Annotated in this window: 15 protein-coding genes; 9 read left to right on the top strand and 6 right to left on the bottom strand. The window is 67.5% G+C overall.

Going from position 1 to position 17,090, the window contains the following annotated elements; translation table 11 throughout:
* Both glgX and AB0N05_RS31245 read right to left on the bottom strand, forming a co-directional pair.
* The gene (glgX, locus tag AB0N05_RS31250) at positions 1–2,118 is read right to left on the bottom strand and encodes a glycogen debranching protein GlgX (protein WP_364700498.1); all 2,118 of its coding nucleotides are present in this window, start codon (positions 2,116–2,118) and stop codon (positions 1–3) included.
* Positions 2,119–2,127: 9 nt separating this feature from the next.
* A complete protein-coding gene (locus AB0N05_RS31245; RefSeq protein ID WP_364700496.1) occupies positions 2,128–3,201 on the bottom strand; it encodes a bifunctional helix-turn-helix transcriptional regulator/GNAT family N-acetyltransferase in 1,074 nt (357 codons plus the stop codon).
* Positions 3,202–3,320: 119 nt separating this feature from the next.
* Between AB0N05_RS31245 and AB0N05_RS31240 the strand changes: the two genes are divergently transcribed.
* Positions 3,321–4,589: an adenosylmethionine--8-amino-7-oxononanoate transaminase gene (locus tag AB0N05_RS31240; RefSeq protein WP_364700494.1), complete on the top strand. Its 1,269-nt coding sequence runs from the start codon at positions 3,321–3,323 to the stop codon at positions 4,587–4,589.
* A gap of 343 nt (positions 4,590–4,932) precedes the next feature.
* Here the strand turns inward: AB0N05_RS31240 and AB0N05_RS31235 are convergent, their stop codons facing one another.
* Complete coding sequence (locus tag AB0N05_RS31235; RefSeq protein WP_364700492.1) at positions 4,933–5,244, bottom strand: hypothetical protein; 312 nt, start codon at positions 5,242–5,244, stop codon at positions 4,933–4,935.
* 85 nt (positions 5,245–5,329) lie between these two features.
* Here AB0N05_RS31235 and AB0N05_RS31230 point away from each other — a divergent pair, with 85 nt between their 5' ends.
* The 8 genes from AB0N05_RS31230 to AB0N05_RS31195 all read left to right on the top strand — a co-directional run bounded on the left by AB0N05_RS31230 (position 5,330) and on the right by AB0N05_RS31195 (position 14,016).
* Positions 5,330–6,487 (top strand): 8-amino-7-oxononanoate synthase, encoded by a 1,158-nt coding sequence (locus AB0N05_RS31230; protein WP_364700490.1) that lies wholly within the window; start codon positions 5,330–5,332, stop codon positions 6,485–6,487.
* An 84-nt stretch (positions 6,488–6,571) separates the two neighbouring features.
* Positions 6,572–7,261: a dethiobiotin synthase gene (gene bioD, locus AB0N05_RS31225; protein ID WP_364700488.1), complete on the top strand. Its 690-nt coding sequence runs from the start codon at positions 6,572–6,574 to the stop codon at positions 7,259–7,261.
* Positions 7,262–7,571: 310 nt separating this feature from the next.
* Positions 7,572–8,807 carry a DUF1800 family protein gene (locus AB0N05_RS31220; protein WP_364700486.1) on the top strand — a complete coding sequence of 412 codons (1,236 nt, stop codon included), beginning with the start codon at positions 7,572–7,574 and terminating at the stop codon, positions 8,805–8,807.
* Positions 8,808–8,829: 22 nt separating this feature from the next.
* Positions 8,830–10,074 (top strand): DUF1501 domain-containing protein, encoded by a 1,245-nt coding sequence (locus AB0N05_RS31215; RefSeq protein WP_364700484.1) that lies wholly within the window; start codon positions 8,830–8,832, stop codon positions 10,072–10,074.
* A complete protein-coding gene (locus AB0N05_RS31210; protein ID WP_364700482.1) occupies positions 10,071–10,757 on the top strand; it encodes a response regulator transcription factor in 687 nt (228 codons plus the stop codon). The genes AB0N05_RS31215 and AB0N05_RS31210 overlap by 4 nt, the downstream gene beginning before the upstream one ends.
* A 272-nt stretch (positions 10,758–11,029) precedes the next feature.
* On the top strand, positions 11,030–12,241 hold the full coding sequence (locus tag AB0N05_RS31205; protein ID WP_364700480.1) for a HAMP domain-containing sensor histidine kinase: 1,212 nt from the start codon (positions 11,030–11,032) through the stop codon (positions 12,239–12,241).
* Between the two features lie 116 nt (positions 12,242–12,357).
* Complete coding sequence (locus AB0N05_RS31200; RefSeq protein WP_364700478.1) at positions 12,358–12,825, top strand: SRPBCC family protein; 468 nt, start codon at positions 12,358–12,360, stop codon at positions 12,823–12,825.
* Positions 12,826–12,867: 42 nt separating this feature from the next.
* Positions 12,868–14,016 carry an alpha/beta hydrolase gene (locus AB0N05_RS31195; RefSeq protein ID WP_364700476.1) on the top strand — a complete coding sequence of 383 codons (1,149 nt, stop codon included), beginning with the start codon at positions 12,868–12,870 and terminating at the stop codon, positions 14,014–14,016.
* A 4-nt stretch (positions 14,017–14,020) separates the two neighbouring features.
* Here AB0N05_RS31195 and AB0N05_RS31190 read toward each other — a convergent pair whose 3' ends face one another.
* Genes AB0N05_RS31190 through AB0N05_RS31180 form a run of 3 tightly spaced genes read right to left on the bottom strand, consistent with a single transcriptional unit; the run spans position 14,021 to position 17,078 of the window.
* Positions 14,021–15,040, bottom strand: a complete 1,020-nt coding sequence (locus tag AB0N05_RS31190) for an ABC transporter substrate-binding protein (protein ID WP_364700474.1) — start codon at positions 15,038–15,040, stop codon at positions 14,021–14,023.
* Positions 15,037–16,050, bottom strand: a complete 1,014-nt coding sequence (locus AB0N05_RS31185; RefSeq protein ID WP_364700472.1) for an ABC transporter ATP-binding protein — start codon at positions 16,048–16,050, stop codon at positions 15,037–15,039. Before AB0N05_RS31185 ends, AB0N05_RS31190 begins: the two co-directional genes overlap by 4 nt.
* Positions 16,047–17,078, bottom strand: coding sequence for an iron ABC transporter permease (locus tag AB0N05_RS31180; RefSeq protein ID WP_364700469.1), 1,032 nt, complete (start codon positions 17,076–17,078; stop codon positions 16,047–16,049). The genes AB0N05_RS31185 and AB0N05_RS31180 overlap by 4 nt, the downstream gene beginning before the upstream one ends.
* Between the last annotated feature and the right edge of the window lie 12 nt (positions 17,079–17,090).

Genomic DNA, 17,090 nt, shown 5'->3' with positions numbered 1-17,090 from the left:
TCATGCCGTACGCCGGAGCACGAGTAGACAACGTGCGGGTACTTGCACCGTCGAGGAGGCGGAATGGATTGTGTTGCTGTGTGGTTGCCCGTCGGGTGTGGAGCAGTCCAGGGCCGTCGACCAGGAGGTGCCGTGGTCGGGATCGGGGAGTGTGAAGCCGATCGGTTCGTCGTGGGCATTGAAGCAGAGCAGGAATGAATCATCGGTGATGCGCTCACCGTGCGGGCCGGGCTCGCGAATGCCGTCGCCATTGAGGAAGACGGTGAGCGCGCGACCGAAGCCGGTTTCCCAATCCGCGTCGGTCATCTCCGCGCCGCCCGGGGTGAACCAGGCGATGTCATCGGGATGGTCATGGGTGGGCGCGGGGCGGCCGTCGAAGAAGCGGCGGCGGCGGAATACCGGATGGGTCTTGCGCAAAGCGACTGCGCGGCAAGTGAATGCGAAGAGATCGGCATTGGTGTGCATGAGTTCCCAATCCATCCACGACAGTGCGGAATCCTGACAGTAGGCATTGTTATTGCCCCGCTGGGTGCGGCCCAGCTCATCGCCGTGCAGCAGCATCGGAGTGCCTTGCGACAGCATGAGGGTGGCGATCAGATTGCGGCTCTGGCGTGCGCGCAGCGCGAGAATCTCCGGATCCTCGGTCGGTCCCTCCGCACCGCAATTCCAGGAGCGGTTGTAATTCTCGCCGTCGAGGCCGCCTTCGCCATTGGCCTCATTGTGTTTCTCGTTGTAGGACACCAGGTCCGCGAGCGTGAAGCCGTCGTGCGCGGTCACGAAATTGATGCTCGCACCGGGGCGGCGGCCGGTGGTCTCATACAGATCCGAGGAGCCGGTGAGCCGGGATGCGAACTCGCCCAAGGTGGCCGGTTGCCCGCGCCAGTAATCCCGCACGGTGTCACGGTATTTGCCGTTCCATTCGGTCCAGGCCACCGGGAAATTGCCGACCTGATAACCGCCCCGGCCGACATCCCACGGTTCGGCAATGAGTTTCACCTGGCTCACCACCGGATCCTGGTGCACCAGATCGAAGAACGTGGACAGGCGGTCGACATCGTGCAGCTCGCGGGCCAGGGCGGCCGCGAGGTCGAAGCGGAAGCCGTCGACATGCATGTCCAGGACCCAATAGCGCAGGGAGTCCATGATCAGCTGGAGGGTGTGCGGGTGACGCACATTCAGGCTGTTGCCGGTGCCGGTGTAATCCATGTAATGCTGCGGATCATCGTCCACCAGACGGTAATACGCGGCATTGTCGATACCGCGGAAGGACAGCGTGGGGCCGAACTCATTGCCCTCCGCGGTGTGGTTGTAGACCACATCCAGAATCACCTCGATGCCCGCGGCATGCAGGGCGCGCACCATGGCCTTGAATTCGGTGACGGCCGCGCCGGGGGACTGGTTCGAGGCGTACCCGGCGTGCGGCGCGAAATAGCCGAAGCTGTTGTACCCCCAATAGTTTCGCAGCCCGCGATCCAGCAGAATCCGATCGTGCAGGAACTGGTGTACCGGCATCAGTTCCACCGCCGTGACGCCGAGTCGCAGCAAATGCTCGATGATCGCAGGATGCGCCATACCCGCGAAGGTTCCGCGCAATTCCGGCGGCACCTCCGGATGGGTGAAGGTCATGCCCTTGACGTGGGCTTCGTAAATGACGGTCTCGTGGTACGGCCGCTTCGGCGCTCGGTCATCCGCCCAATCGAAGAACGGGTTGATGACGACCCCGGTCATGGTGTGCCCGAGCGTGTTCTGGCCGTAGTTGTAGGGCGCGGTATTCGCCCCGAAATCGCCCTCGAAGGCCTTCCCATAGGGATCGAGCAGCAATTTGCTGGGATCGCACCGCTTCCCCCGTTCCGGATCGAACGGCCCGTGCACTCGAAACCCGTACCGCTGCCCCGGCCCGACCCCCGGTAGATAGGCATGCCAGACATACCCATCCACCTCTTCCAGCGGAACCCGGGTCTCGCGGGTATCCGCCCCGATCAAGCACAGCTCCACCCGCCGCGCGACCTCGGAGAACAGGGAGAAATTCGTGCCCGCCCCGTCGTAGCTGGCCCCCAGCGGATAGGCGGCCCCGGGCCACACACCGACCGGTGCCGTGGTGGGGTGAGCGGGAGCCATGCCCAGACCCTATCGGTCCGGGACGAGCTCTTTTCGCCAGGTCTGCCCGACCAGATCCTGGCCGAAGCTGTGGTGCGGATTCGATTCGACCAGTGTGAATCCCGCGCGTTCGTAGATGTGGCGGGCCGAGGTCAGCACGTCATTGGTCCAGAGCACCATGTCGCGGTATCCGGCGTCCGTCGCGAAGCGCAGGCATTCCTGGACCAGTGCGCTGCCGACCCCGAGTCCGCGGGCGGAGGGCTCGACCAGCAGGACCCGCAGCCGGGCCGTGGTCTCGCTGTCCTTCATGCAGTAGACGCAGCCGACCGGAGCGCCCCGGTATTCGGCGATCCAGGCTCGTTCCCGCTGTGGGTCATGGGAATTCAGGAAATTCGAGATGATCTCGGCGGCAAGTGCCTCGTACTCCCCGTTCCACCCGAACTCCTCCGCATAGATCGCCGCGTTCCGCTGGATCGCCCACCCGTGGTCGCCCGGCCGGGGGTCTCGGATCCTGAGCGCAGGGGCTTCCGAGGCGACAGCAACCGGCGCATCAGGTGCTGCGGACGCGGTCGGCCTGTGGCTTGCGCCCGGCGCGGCGGTTGTTTGCGCTGCGGCAATGTGAGGAGCGGCAGTCGCATTCGCAGCGGGGGCGTCCAGGATTTTCTCGATGGTGTGCATGGCGTCGACGAGGTGGGCTCTGGCGGTGGGGGAGTGCGGGGTCAGGAGGTCATTGACATCGCGCTGGGAGCGGTCGTCGAGTTCGGCGAAGACGGTGCGGCCGGTGTCGGTGAGTTCGACGATTTGGCGGCGGGCGTCGGCGTCGGAGCGGCGGCGTTCGACCAGTGCGCGGTCCTCGAATTTGGCGAGGATGCGGCTGAGATATCCGGCGTCGAGGTCGAGCGTGCGGCGCAGGTCCACCACCTCGGCGGGGCCGAAGTGGGCCAGTTCGAAGAGGATTCGGGCCTCGGTGAGGGAGAACTCGGTGCCCACCAGGCCGTTACGCAGCACTCCGATAATGCGGGTGTAGCGGCGATTGAAGGCTCGGACGGCGGCGATGTGCTGGGCGTCGACCGTGGGCCCGGTGTCGGGTGCGCTGATTGTCATCTCGACTCCAATCCTTTGACCAAGTCAAAGAATAACGCCGGAGTGGCCGGTCGGGGTGGGATCCGCGGGAATCCGGTGGTAACTTGAACGGCGTTCAAGCTTCCCACGAAGGGCATCCCGTGGCATTGACTCCCGAAGAGATCACCGCCCTCGACGCGGCGCATGTGTGGCATCCGTACGGCGGATTCCCGGCCAGCACCGAACCGCTGGTGGTCGCCTCCGCGTCCGGCACCCGCCTCACGCTCGCCGATGGGCGCGAATTGGTCGACGGCATGAGTTCCTGGTGGGCCGCGGTGCACGGGTATCAGCACCCGGTGCTGGATGCGGCGCTGCTCGCGCAGTCGCGGAAGATGAGTCACGTGATGTTCGGCGGCCTTACCCACGAGCCCGCGGTGCGCTTGTCGCAGCTGCTCGTGGAACTCACGCCCGACGGGTTGGACAAGGTGTTCCTGTGCGACTCCGGCTCGGTGTCCGTCGAGGTCGCGGTGAAGATGTGCCTGCAATATCAGCGCGCGCTCGGCCATCCGGAGAAGCACCGCCTGCTCACCTGGCGCGGCGGCTACCACGGCGACACCTTCACCCCGATGAGCGTGTGCGATCCCGAAGGCGGCATGCACGCGCTGTGGACCGACATTCTGGCCGAACAGTTCTTCGCGCCCACCCCGCCGAAGGATTATGAGCCGCAGTATGTTTCGGAACTGGAACGCCTGATCGCGGCCCATGCCCACGAATTGGCCGCCGTCCTAGTCGAACCCGTCGTCCAGGGTGCGGGCGGTATGCGCTTCCACGACCCGCGCTACCTCGCCGACCTCCGCCGCCTCTGCGATGAGCACGGCGTCCTGCTGGTCTTCGACGAGATCGCCACCGGATTCGGCCGCACCGGAACCCTTTTCGCCGCCGACCAGGCCGGTGTCCGCCCCGACGTCATGTGCGTCGGCAAGGCATTGACCGGCGGCTACATGACCCTCGCCGCCGCCCTCTGCACCTCCGAAATCGCCGAAACCATCAGCCGGGTCCACGGCGGCCTCATGCACGGCCCCACCTTCATGGCCAACCCCCTGGCCTGCGCTGTGGCGGTCGCCTCCATCGAACTCCTGCTCTCCCGTGACTGGCAGTCCGAAGTCCGCCGCATCGAATCCGAACTCCTCGAGGGCCTGGCCCCGGCTCAATCCCACTCGGGCGTAAGTGAAGTTCGCGTTCGAGGCGCCATCGGCGTCATCGAACTCGACCATCCCGTGGACATGCGCAAGGCCACTCACGCGGCCGTCGAATCCGGAGTCTGGTTGCGGCCCTTCCGCAACCTCATCTACGCCATGCCGCCATTCATCAGCACGCCCGAAGACGTATCCCGCATCACCACAGCCATGGTCGCCGCGGCAGCTGTCTGACTCACCGACTCTGCTCACGTTTCCCGCTCTCGACCCACGCAATTGCCTGGGTGGAGAGCAGGAGTCACGGGTGGAGTGGATCGCAGGTCAGGCGCGAACTCGTAGCTCCGCAGCGTGAGGGAGCACTGGTGGCGGGGAATCGGACGAAATCACGCCACCACAGCTCCCTCGGCGTGGAGCGATGCTCCGTCGTATCGGCGGCGCTGTCGGATGGCGGCGGGCCGAGTCCGGCTGCCCTCTGTGCCGGGGATCGGCTTCGTCGCGAATGTGCTTGCGCCCTGGTCGCTGTGTCGGGGTAGTGGGTGCGGTCTCCCACGGGATGCCGGGTCAGCGGGTCGGGCGGTCAGCCACTGGCGCGTTTCTCTCGGACGCGGTCGGCATTCTCGCTGTCCGCGAGGATTTCCCAGACTCGAAATACGCAGTGGTAGTCATCGGACCAGCCCCGGGCGATCAGCATGAAGGTGTCGCCGTCGCGGAGGATGGTGCGGCGGCTGATCAGCTTCGGATGATCGGGGATGAATTTCGAAACGAGGTCGGGCACTTTCGCGAGTGCTTGTTCGCGTGTTCCCACAACCTCGGTGAGGACCTTCGGGGACCAGGATTTGCTGTCTCCGAAGCCGGTCGTCTGCTCGACCACTATTGCCCATCGTGGCATCGCGCAGCCTCCTTAGCACCTCCAGCATAGCCCCGGTCACGGGCGGGGTACCGTCCTGAACGCCGTTCAAGTATGCTGCCGAGCTGTGAGTAGTGCCGATCCTCTCAGCTGGTTGGACAGGCGGGCCGCCGAGCGCGTGGACGCCGGACTGCGCCGCGAACTACGACCGCGCGCGGCCGGGGCGGCGAGCATCGACCTCGCTTCCAATGACTACCTCGGACTGGTGCACCACCCCGAGGTGATCGACGGCGCGATCGACTCCGTACGCCGCTGGGGCGGCGGCGCGACCGGCTCGCGCCTGGTCACCGGCACCACCGCCGAACACGAACTCCTGGAAACCGAGCTCGCCGAATTCGTCGGCGCGGAAGCCGGACTGGTCTTCGCCTCCGGCTACGCCGCCAATCTGGGCGCGGTCACCGCACTGGCCGGGCGTGGGACGCTGGTGGTTTCGGACGCGGGCAGCCACGCGTCGCTGGTCGATGCCTGCCGATTGTCCCGCGCGCGGGTGGAGATCGCCCCGCATCGCGATGTGGCGGCGGTCGATCGTCTGCTGTTCTCGCGCACCGAGGAACGCGCGCTGGTCCTCACCGATTCGGTTTTCAGCGCCGATGGCGATCTAGCCCCCCTTGACGAGTTGCACCGCGTCACCCGCGCGAACGGCGCGGTCCTGATCGTGGACGAAGCCCACGGCCTCGGCGTGCGTGGCGAGGGCGGTCGCGGACTCGTGCACGAGCACGGCCTGGCCGGTGAACCCGACCTGGTCATCACCGCCACCCTCTCCAAAGCCTTTGCCGCCCAGGGCGGTGTGGTCCTGGCCAGCGAGCGCGTCCGAGCCCACCTCATCGACTCGGCGCGCACCTTCATCTTCGACACCGGCCTGGCCCCCGCCGCGGTCGGTGCGGCCCGCGCCGCTCTCGGCATCCTCCGCCGCGACCCCGGCATGGCGGGCCGCGTCCTGGCCCGAGCCGCCGATCTGGCCCGCATAGCCGGTGTCCCACAGCCGGATTCGGCCGTCGTCTCGGTCGTCCTCGGCGAGGCACACATCGCCTACGAGGCCGCCCAGGCCTGCATAGCCCGAGGCCTCAGCGTCGGCTGCTTCCGCCCGCCCTCGGTCCCCGAAGGCACCTCCCGCCTCCGCCTCACCGCCCGCGCCAACCTCACCGAGACCGAACTGGCCGCCATCGCAACAATTCTCGGCGAGGTTCTCGCCGAAGCGCGTGGCCGTCGGCCGGTCCTCGCGTGAGGGCCGCCGCGTCCAGTCCGACCACCGAATTCGACTCACCGCAGCGGTTCTCGGCGAATCGCCCGCTCAGGAAGTGACCTCGAAGTGAGCCTCCTCTTCATCACCGGCACCTCGACCGAAGTCGGCAAGACCATCGTGACCGCCGCTCTTGCCGCGACCGCCCGCGCGGCAGGTGCCGAGGTGGCGGTCTGCAAACCGGCCCAAACCGGCGTAGCCCCCGGCGAACCCGGCGACCTCGCCGAAATCACCCGCCTGACTGGTGTCACCCGCACCCTCGAACTGGCCCGCTACCCCGACCCCCTCGCCCCCGACACGGCCGCCCGCCGCAGCGGCCACCCCCTCCTCACCCTGGCCGAAACCGCCGCAGCCATCGAGTCCACCTCGGACGCCGACCTCACCCTCGTAGAAGGCGCAGGCGGCCTCTTGGTCCGCATAGGCGAATTCACCCTCCTCGACCTAGCCCAAAAACTGAACGCCCCAGTCCTGCTCGTCACCGCCGCAGGCCTGGGCACCCTCAACCACACCGAACTAACCACCCGCACCCTCCAATCCGCCGGCATCCACTGCCCCGGCCTGGTAATCGGCTCCTGGCCCACCACCCCCGACCTCGCCGCCGAATGCAACCGCACCGACCTCCCCGCCGTCTCAGGCGTAGACCTGGTCGGCGCAATCCCCGAGGGCGCAGCCCGCCGCACCCCCGATGACTTCACCGCGACCGCCCCCACCTGGTTCGACCCGGACTGGATCACTCGCCACCTCAACCCCCACAGCTGAGACCCTCACCCGCGAATCCGTCGTCGCAGCGTCACCCCATCTCGTCCGGCCGCCCACTCACACGAACCCAGCACCTTCGCGCGCACCCACGGCAAATCACGGTGAGGGAGCTGTGGTGGTGGGATTTCGTCCGATTCCCCGCCACCAGTGCTCCCTCGCGCCTGATGCGCACGATGGGGTGGGCCGCGCGGCTGGTGCGGGTGCTTGGTCCCGCTGGGCGAATTCGTGATGAGGGAGCTGTGGTGGTGGGAAATTGTCGGGTTCGCCGCTATTAGTGCTGCTTGATCTTGGGCTCATGAATTCCTAATGGGTGGGGTGCCAGGGTGGTGGGGTGGATGAACTGGCTGCTGTGGCGCATGTTTTGCGGCGCACTACCTTTGGGCCGTTTCCGGGGGTGGCGGAGGGCTTGGTGGGGCGGGGAGCGGCGGGGGCTGTCGAGTGGGCTTTGGGGGCCAAGGCGCTGCGTCCGGTGACACCGGAATTCGACGAGGATGTCGAGGCCGGGGCCAATGGGCCGGTGGCTCGGTGGTTGGGGCTCATGCGGGATCCGGGGGCGGGGGTGCACGAGAAGCTGGTGTGGTTTTGGCATGGGCACTTCACTTCCAGTCACGACAAGGTGGAGACCTGGGAGTTGATGTGGCGGCAGCATGTGGTGTTGCGGCGGCATGCGATGGGGAATTTTCGGGAGTTGGCGCATGCGGTGACGGTGGACGGGGCCATGTTGCAGTGGCTGGATGGGGCGGGGTCGGTGGCTGCCGCGCCCAATGAGAACCATGGGCGAGAGCTGATGGAGCTGTTCACGATCGGCCGGGGGAGTTACTCGCAACAGGATGTGCGGGCGGCCGCGACGGCCATGGCGGGGTGGACCGTGGAGGACGGGGAGGTGGGGTTCGTACGGGAGGACGGGAACGGGCAGGCCGTGCAGCTGCTGGGGCGTGGCGTGGTGAATGTGCACGATGTGGTCGATGTGCTGTGCGATCGGCCGGAGTGTGCGCGATTCGTGGCGGCGAAGCTGCATTACTACCTGGTTGGGCTGCCTGCTTCGGAGCAGCGGGTCGATGAGCTTGCCGCGGTGTTCACGCAGGCGCGGTGGGAGATTCGGCCATTGGTGGAGGCGATCCTGCGGGATGGGTCGTTCGCGACGGCTGTTCGGACTCGGGCTCGGTATCCGGTCGAGTGGGTGACCGCGGCCTTCGCCGTGTGCGGAATCGATGACCCTGAACTGGCTTTCGGCACCATGACCGCGCTCGGGCAGTCACCGTTCTATCCGCCGAATGTGGCGGGATGGCCGGGTGCGCGCTGGCTCGACCCGGGAGCGGCGGTCGCGCGGGCGATGCTCGCGGTGGATGCCCCGGTCATTCGGGAGATCGCCGCGGCGAAGGATCCGGGGGCCGCCGTATTCGCGCGCGCCGGGATCTACGATCCGACGCCCGCCACCGAAACAGCCGCGCGGGATATGGCTTTCGCACTTCGCCGCGATGCCGAGCAGGCCGCGACGGGGCTGCTGGCCCTGGTACTCACCGCCCCCGAATTCACGCTTGCCTGAGAAGGGACATCCCATGGTCACAGTGGATCGACGCACCATATTGCGCGCCGGGCTCGGTGTGGGTGCCGTGGCGGCGGTCGGCGGGCTGGCGGCGTACGAGCTGGCCGGGTCGCCGACCGCGCAGCCGTGGCGGCCACCGACTCCGGTGCGGGCGGCGGCAGTGGACCGCCGTCGGCTGCTGGTCATCGAAATGGTCGGTGGCAGTGACGGATTGTCGATGGCCGTGCCCTATACGGACTCCCGCTATCGGGATCTGCGGCGTGCCACGGCCATTGCCGCCGACAAGGTGCATCGGATCGATGACGCGCTCGGGTTCCATCCGGAATTGGCCAAGCTCGCGGCGACCGGTGCGGCGGTGATTCCCGGGGTCGGCATCGCCAAACCCGATCTGTCGCATTTCGAAATGCTGCATCGCTGGCAGACGGGCGATCCGGACGGCACCACCCGGCCGGACACCGGATTCCTCGGCCGACTGTGCGACCGCCTCGGCGAGGCGAGTTCGCCCGCGGTGGGGGTGGCGCTGGGTGTCGGCTCCAGTCCGGCGCTGGCCTGCGAGCATGTCACCACGCTGTCGGTGGATGCCGGAAATGACGGCCTGTTCCCGGTTTTCGAGGATGAGAACGTCCGTGACGCCTGGCTGGCGGCGCAGCGGGCCATGGCGCATCCGGATCGCGCCGATGCACCGCTGATCGCGACGGCCAGGGCGGGTAGTGCTGCGGCGCTGCGCTTCTCGGATGTGGCGGCGACGCTGTCTCCCGCCGCTGACGGGTATCCCGACAGTGATCTGGGCATCCAATTGCGTTTGGCCGCAAGACTGCTCGCCGATGACAATCATGGTCTGCGCGTGGTGCACGTGCCGGTCGGCGCGGACTTCGACACCCACAGCGACCATTCCACGCGCTATGCGAACCTCATGAGCGACCTGGACGCCTCGCTGGCCGCGCTGCGACAGGATCTCGCCGATCGCGGTATCGCCGATCGAGTGCTGATCGCGACCTACAGCGAGTTCGGCCGCCGCGTCCCCGACAATGGCTCGAACGGCCTCGACCACGGTGCCGCCGGAACCGCGCTGCTGCTCGGCCCCACCAACCACGGCGTCTTCGGAGAGCTCCCGTCACTGAAGAACCTCGACTCCGACGACAATCTGCGCGCCACCGTCGATATGACCGAGTTCTACGCCACCATCGCCGAGAGCTGGTTCGGCATCCCCGCCACCGAGGTGCTGCCCGGCTCGCCGCGCCCCATCCCGGGGCTGATCGCCGCATGAGTGATGTAATGACGCGGGTGCGGGTGCTGGTGTGCGAGGACGATCGAAACCTCGGCGATGAGATCGCCGCGGGTTTGCGGGCGGCCGGTTTCGCGGTCGATCTGGCCCGCGATTACGCCGACGCCGACCTGAAGATCGCCGTCAACGACTACGACTGCCTCGTCATCGACCGCGGCCTCCCCGATGGCGACGGCCTCGACCTGGTCCGCGCCCACCGCGAATCCGGCGAACGCACCCCCGTCCTCATCCTCACCGCCCGCGACGCCCTCGCCGACCGCCTGGACGGTTTCGCCCAAGGTGCCGACGACTACGTGATCAAACCCTTCGCCATGGACGAACTGGCCGCCCGAGTCGGCGCCCTCTGCCGCCGCCGCGAACTCCCCGCCCCCACCCGCACGGTCGTCGGCGACCTCATCGTGGACCGCCCCCGCCGCCGAGTCCACCGCGCAGGCGTCCTACTCACCCTCACCCCCAAGGAGTTCGGCGTCCTCGAACTCCTGGCTGCCCGCGCTGGCACCGTAGTCACCCGCGCCGAACTAATCGAATGCTGCTGGGATGAAATGGCCGAACCCGCCTCCAACGTCGTCGACGTCGTAGTGGCCCAACTCCGCCGAAAACTCGGCAGCCCCCCACTGGTCGAAACCGTCCGTGGTGCGGGCTTCACGATCGCGCAGCAGCCGTGAGTCTCGGCGGCCTGCTCGCCCGCGCGCGGGGCCGCCTCGGCCTCACCCATGCGAGTTCCGTTGGGAGAGTGGGGGATGAGTCTGGCGTCCGCGCCGGTCAGCGCGGCCCTGACGCCGGTTTTCCCACTGGGCGTCGTAGGTCTGACTCCGCGGCCCCTGCGGGAGATCTCGCCGAGTCGCCATCGTCGGACCGGGGCGAGCGATTCGGCCGGGGTTGGCCGCGACTCCGTCGGGATCGTGGGCGGCGGGCGCAACCGGCTACTCCGGCGCGATTGCGGCGCACGAGGTGGTGGCTGACGGCGTTGTTCACCACGCTGACGGCGGTCTGCCTGATTGTGCTCGGAACCGTTGCGGCGTCGATTGATTCGCATTCGCGCGATCGGGCGCTCGATGACGGGGTGGATCGGGTGGTCACCGGGCTGGCTCGGGTGGTGTATTGGGATGGGGAAGGCAAGATCGATCTCGAGACGTTTCGGGATGATGATTTGGCGCAGGGGTTGTTCGCCGTCGCGGTGGTGGTTCGCGAGCCGGATGGGCAGTGGAGTGAGAAGTTCGGGCATTTGCGGTCGGCGCTGCCGGGGGATCTGAGTGCGCTCGCGGCGGAGACGGCCGAGGCGGAGGAGACCGTGCTGAGTACGCAGACCGATCGCACCGGGCAATCCGTGCGGGTGGCGGCGTCGCCCGTTTGGGATCTCGAATCCACGCCCAGTGCGGTGGTTTTCGCGGCGGCCGACCCGTCCCAGTCCGAGCGGGATCACGGTCGGCTGGTGCTGGCGCTGGAGCTCGGCGGGCTGGCGTTGATCGCCTTGGCGGCCTTGGCGGGGCATCTGCTGTCCGGGGTGAGTATGCGTCCGGCGGTGCGGATGCTCGATGAGCAGGAGCGGTTCCTGGCCGATGCCTCGCATGAACTGCGGACGCCACTGGCCACGCTGCGGCTGTATCTGGATGCGGCGCTGCGGGATTCGGGCGATACCCGGCGCGCGGTCACCGATGCGCGATCGCTGACCGATCGAATGGGACGGCTGGTGACCGGCCTGCTGGCGCGCACTCGCACCGAAACCGGTCTGGGTGAGCTCGACATGCAGCGACTGCATTTGGATCAACTGGTGGAGGGCGTGGTCGCCGAATGCGGTGGCCCGGAGATCGAGGTGCACACCGAACCGACTGTGGTGCAGGCAGATCCGGATCTGCTGTCGCTGGCCGTGCGCAATCTGATCGATAACGCACTGGTGCACGGCGGTCCGCATGTGGAGGTCACCGTCGCGGACGGCCGCGTCACCGTGCGCGATCACGGCCCGGGTCTGGATCCCGCGCTGACCGACCCGTTCGAGCGCGGTGCGACCGGTGCGGGCGGCAATCACGGCATCGGCCTGTCGCTCGTGCGCTGGGTGGCCCGCGCGCATTCCGGTTCCGTCACACTGCGATCCGCCGAGAGTGGTGGCACGGTCGCCACGTTGACCCTGCCTTCTCCCGTTCCGGACTGACGCTCTCGCCCAGTCAACTCCCCGCATCGGAGAGGCGCTCACACCCTGCGCACCACCCGCGCCGGACTCATTCGAACACGCTATGAAAGCGTCTCGTCCGGCGTATCGTCTCGCTGGTGAACTCCACCCATGTCGAGTGGTTCGTGAGCGCACCGCGCCCGAATGTCTTTCGGGCGCTACTGGATGCACGGTCGGTGCGAACGTGGATGGTTCCTGACGGGATGACCAGTCGGATCCACGAATTCGATCCGCGCGTCGGCGGACGCTTCCGAATCTCGCTCACCTATGACATTCCCACCGCGCAGGGCAAGACCTCCGCGCACACCGACACCTTCCACGGGCATTTCGCGCGGCTCGCGCCCAACCGTGAGGTCGTGCAGCTGGTCGAGTTCGAGACCGAGGATCCCGAACTACGCGGCGAGATGACCATCACCTACACCCTGGCCGACGCGCCGGGCGGCACCCGCGTCGTCGCCCAGCACGACAATCTGCCGCCGGGACTGTCCTCGGAGGACAATGAGCTGGGCTTTCGCATGTCCCTGGCCAAGCTCGCCACCCTCGCCGAACAAGCCGAGCGCGAGTAGGCACGCTGAAAGCCTCGCAATAGGTGCCTACAGTGGTTTGGTATGGCGCTGCCGGATTACCCGAATCCGTCCACGGCCGCCGAGTACGACGATGATCGGCGGCGGGCGCGCCTGCGCGAAACCCAGCTCGGGCACGACTGGCAGCGCTGGCGGCGACCGCGATTGGCGCTCATGCGGGCCGGGATGATTCCGCTGGTGCTGCTGGGGATCTTCTCGCAGTACCTGGCCTGGGATGTGCTGCCGGAGCGGGCGCGGCTGGCGCGCACCGAACCCGCGGTGCTGTCCATTGCCGGACCGTCCGAGCCGCAGGCGGCCGATACCGCGGTCTTCGATCTGGTCGGGCTGGGGGTCCTGGATGCCAGCGATACCGCGCGTTCGCTACCCGCGCTGACCCGGCTCGGCTCGGTATGGGCGGTGCGCTACGACAACACCGGTATCGACACCAAGGTGATCGCCGACCTCATCGTGAAGGTCACCGCCGCGGCTCACGCGCGGAACGTGGTGCTCGTCGGGCACAGCATGGGCGGGGTCATCGCCCTCGAGATCGCCAACCATCTGCACACCGAGAGCGACCGGAAAGTCCTCGGCGTGATTCTGGATTGCACCCCGGTGGACCTGCATGCCGTGCGCTCGGAGAGCCGCGATCAAGGCGAGGACATGCAGCGCTGGATGGGCTGGATTCCCGGTGCGCGCGAAAGCCGGTTGCTGCGCTTCACCGTCGAAACCTATGCCCGCCATGAACGATTCACCGGCGGCCGGTACGGCATTCGCGGCGCGGAATTCCGGGAGGTACTCCTACAGGTGCTGCGCGACAAGATCCTGAATCAGGACACCGCCAGCAATGGCCTGATCGAAGCCCAGTTCAAGGCGATCGTGTCCGGCGGCGCGATCGACGACCTGCGCGCCCTGGCCAAACCCGCATTGGGCAAGCCGCGTCCCGCCATCGTTTTCATTCGCCCGCACGAGGCGTGGCGCGACCCGATCGTCGATGTCGACTACTCGCATCGCGTGCTCATCGAGCAGGTCGGCGGGGTCGGCGGCACGCTGCTCGTGGTGACCACTCGAAACACTCAGCACGCCAACCCGATTCAGCGTCCCCAGGAATACAACACGGTCATCACCGATCAGATAGTCCCGTTCGTCCGCCAGGTTCAACGGGATTCCGCCACGCCCTCGTCGGCCGCCAGGTAGTGGATCAGCGCACGACATCGTCGGAGGCTGGCTGAATACCCGAGTGCGGCACCAGGTTCCAGCGTTCCAGCTGCGTGCGCACCTGCTCGGCGGCATCGATATTCAGCGGCCCGCTGGTCCACAGCGCGTACGGCAGATTCAGGAACCGCCCCTGCGTGACGGCCCGCAGATCCTTGATCCCCGGTTTGGCGCGCAGTAGATCGACCTTCTGCTGGAAGGACTGCGGCGGATAGTCGACAAAGACGATCGCATCCGGGTCGGCCGCGGCCAGCCGCTCCCACGACACCGCCGTCCAGGTATCGGCCACATCATCGAGCGCATTGCGCGCGCCCGCCGCATCCAGAATGGCTTGTGGCGCACCGAATTTTCCGCTGGACATGATGGTGTCGGACGCGCTGTCGAACAGGAACAGGGTGGGGCGGCGCTCCGGCTGCGGTGCGGCGCGCAGGACCGCGAGCCGTCGTTCGAGATCGGCGGTGACCTCGCTCGCGCGATCGGTGCGCCCGGTGATCTTGCCCAGATCGGTGAGATCCGTCTGCAGCGCCGTCCAGGCATCGACAATGCCCTTCTCGCCATCGGCCCGACGGCAGCTCTCGGTCAACACATACGGTGCGACTCCGGCGGTCCGCAGCGACTCCGGCGTCAGATTCGACGCCTCCGAATACCCGTAATTCCACCCCGCGACCATCACATCGGGCCGCTGCGCCAGCACGGTCTCCCGCGAAGGATAATCCGGCGCAACGGAATTCAGCCGATCCACCGCATCCCCATAATGCTTGCGCAGCGTCTCGGCATCCCGCTTCAGGCTCGACACCGCCGCCACCTGATCCTGCGCCCCCAATGCCAGCACCATCGAGATCAGATTCCCGTCATTGACGAACATCCGCTGCGCAGGCGACGGAAACCGCTGCTCCACACCACAATTACGAACCGTCAAATCGCCGGTAGCCGCCTGCGGCGACCCGCAGGCGGCAAGCGCAGCGACCAGTCCGGTCGCGGAAATGATTCGGGCTAGATGCCTCAAGACGGTGCCTTTCGCGCGGTGATCAGCAAATGGGGTGCGCCGCTATCCGGATGCATGACCCGGGTGGCGTGCACCCCGAATACGGTGTCGAGAATGTCTGTCCGCAAAGCGATCTCGGGCACTTCCAGCGGCTGCGCACCCCCGTCATGCAGCACCAGCACCCGATCGCAATAACGGTCCGCCAACGCCAAATCGTGCAGGCTCATGACCACGGTCCGCTCCAGCCCGCGCGTCAACGTCAGCAACTCCAATTGATGCGTGATATCCAAATGATTAGTAGGTTCGTCCAGCAGCAACAGCGGCGTGTCCTGCACCAACGCCCGAGCCAACAACACCCGCTGCCGCTCGCCCCCCGACAACCTGCTCACCGCCCGCCCGGCGAACCCCGCGAGATCCACTGCCCCCAGGGCTTTCTCGACCGCCTCTCGTTCCCCCGGCCCGCCTGCACCCCAGGGCGGCAGATACGGCGTCAGCCCCAGCACCACCAATTCCCCCACCAGCAGATCCGCAGGCGGCTGCTCATCCTGCCCCACCAATGCCACGAGTCGAGCCCGCTCCCGAGCTGAAACCCGATGCAGCACTTGCCCCCCGACGCGCACGTCCCCCCGCACCGGCCGCGTCAGCCCGGCCAGCGTCCGCAACAGAGTCGTCTTTCCGCTCCCATTGGGCCCGACAATTCCGATCGTCTCCCCGGCCCGAACCGAGAACCCCACATCGGCGAGCACCGTCCGCCTCCCCGCCGTACACGCCAGCCCGCGCACCTCGAGTCCGCCCGCCGCCGCGTGCGTGTGCCCGGCCGTAGTCGGCGCTGACGCCCGCTTCGCCCCGAACGCCCAGGGCAGCAGTCGCCTTCGCGCAATCGCGGCGTCGTTGGTTCCGAGTACGTCGACCCCGAGTTGTCCGTTTGCGGCCTTGGTTTCCGGCTGCTCCGCGGTGGTGTCGTCTGTGGCCGCCGCGGTTCCGGTGCGGGCCGGATGGTCCGGGCCGGGTGCGGTGATGTCTCGGGTCATGCGGCACCGAAGCGGTAGCGGCGGCGGCCCATGAGGAGGAGGAAGGCTGGGGCGCCGATGAGGCCGGTGAGGACGCCTACCGGGATTTCGGTGGGGCGGACCAGGACTCGGGTGGCGGCGTCGGCGACTACCAGGAAGAGGGCTCCGCAGAGGGCGGAGGTTGGGAGGAGGAGGCGGTGGCGGGGGCCTACCAGGAGGCGGGCGGCGTGGGGGATTACCAGGCCTACGAAGCCTATGCCGCCGGAGACCGCTACCAGGACGCCTACCAGGATGGCTAGGAGGATGAAGAGGGCGATTCGTAACTCGCGCACGGGGACTCCGACCGAGGCGGCGGCGTCCGGTCCCAGATTGAGGGCGTCCAGCCAGTTCGCGGCGAGGAATAGGGCGAGGGTGCTCAGGCCTACTACGGAGGCGGGTAGGAGGATTCGGGTCCAGTCCGCGCCGGAGAGGCTGCCCAGTAGCCAGAAGAGGACGGACTGGGCGGCCGCCGGGTCGCTGCTGCGGAAGATGAGGTAGCTGCTCAGGGCGGCGAAGGCCGAGCCGAGAACCGTTCCGGTGAGCACCAATCGGAGCGGGGTGATGCCGCCTTGCGCCACCGCTATGAGGAAGACGGCCGCCGCGGCAATCAGAGCACCGGCTAGAGCTCCGGCTGAAAGCGCCCAGAGTCCGGCCCCGGCGAAGAGACCGGAGGTGATGACGGCGGCGGCTCCGACGCCCGCGCCGGAGGACACTCCGAGCAGGTAGGGGTCGGCGAGGGGATTGCGCACCAGCGTTTGCATGGCGGCCCCGGCCACGGCGAGGCCCGCGCCGACGATCGCGGCGAGCACGGTGCGGGGCACCCGCAGCTGCCAGATGATGGTGTCGCGGCCGAGGTCGGTGGGCGCGAGTCCGGTTATGCGCCGGTGCAATACGTCCACCACGGCATGCAACGGGACGGTTTCGGCTCCGAACCCGGTGGCGACGATCATCGCGCCGAGTAACAGCAGCCCGAGTACGGGCAGGGCTATCGATGCCCGGACACGGGTCATCGAACAAGCTCC

This window comes from Nocardia sp. NPDC051030 (assembly GCF_040683015.1).
Classification (GTDB): Bacteria; Actinomycetota; Actinomycetes; order Mycobacteriales; family Mycobacteriaceae; genus Nocardia.
The sequence above is the reverse complement of the archived record's forward strand: the minus strand, read 5'-3'. Positions and strand labels throughout refer to the sequence as shown.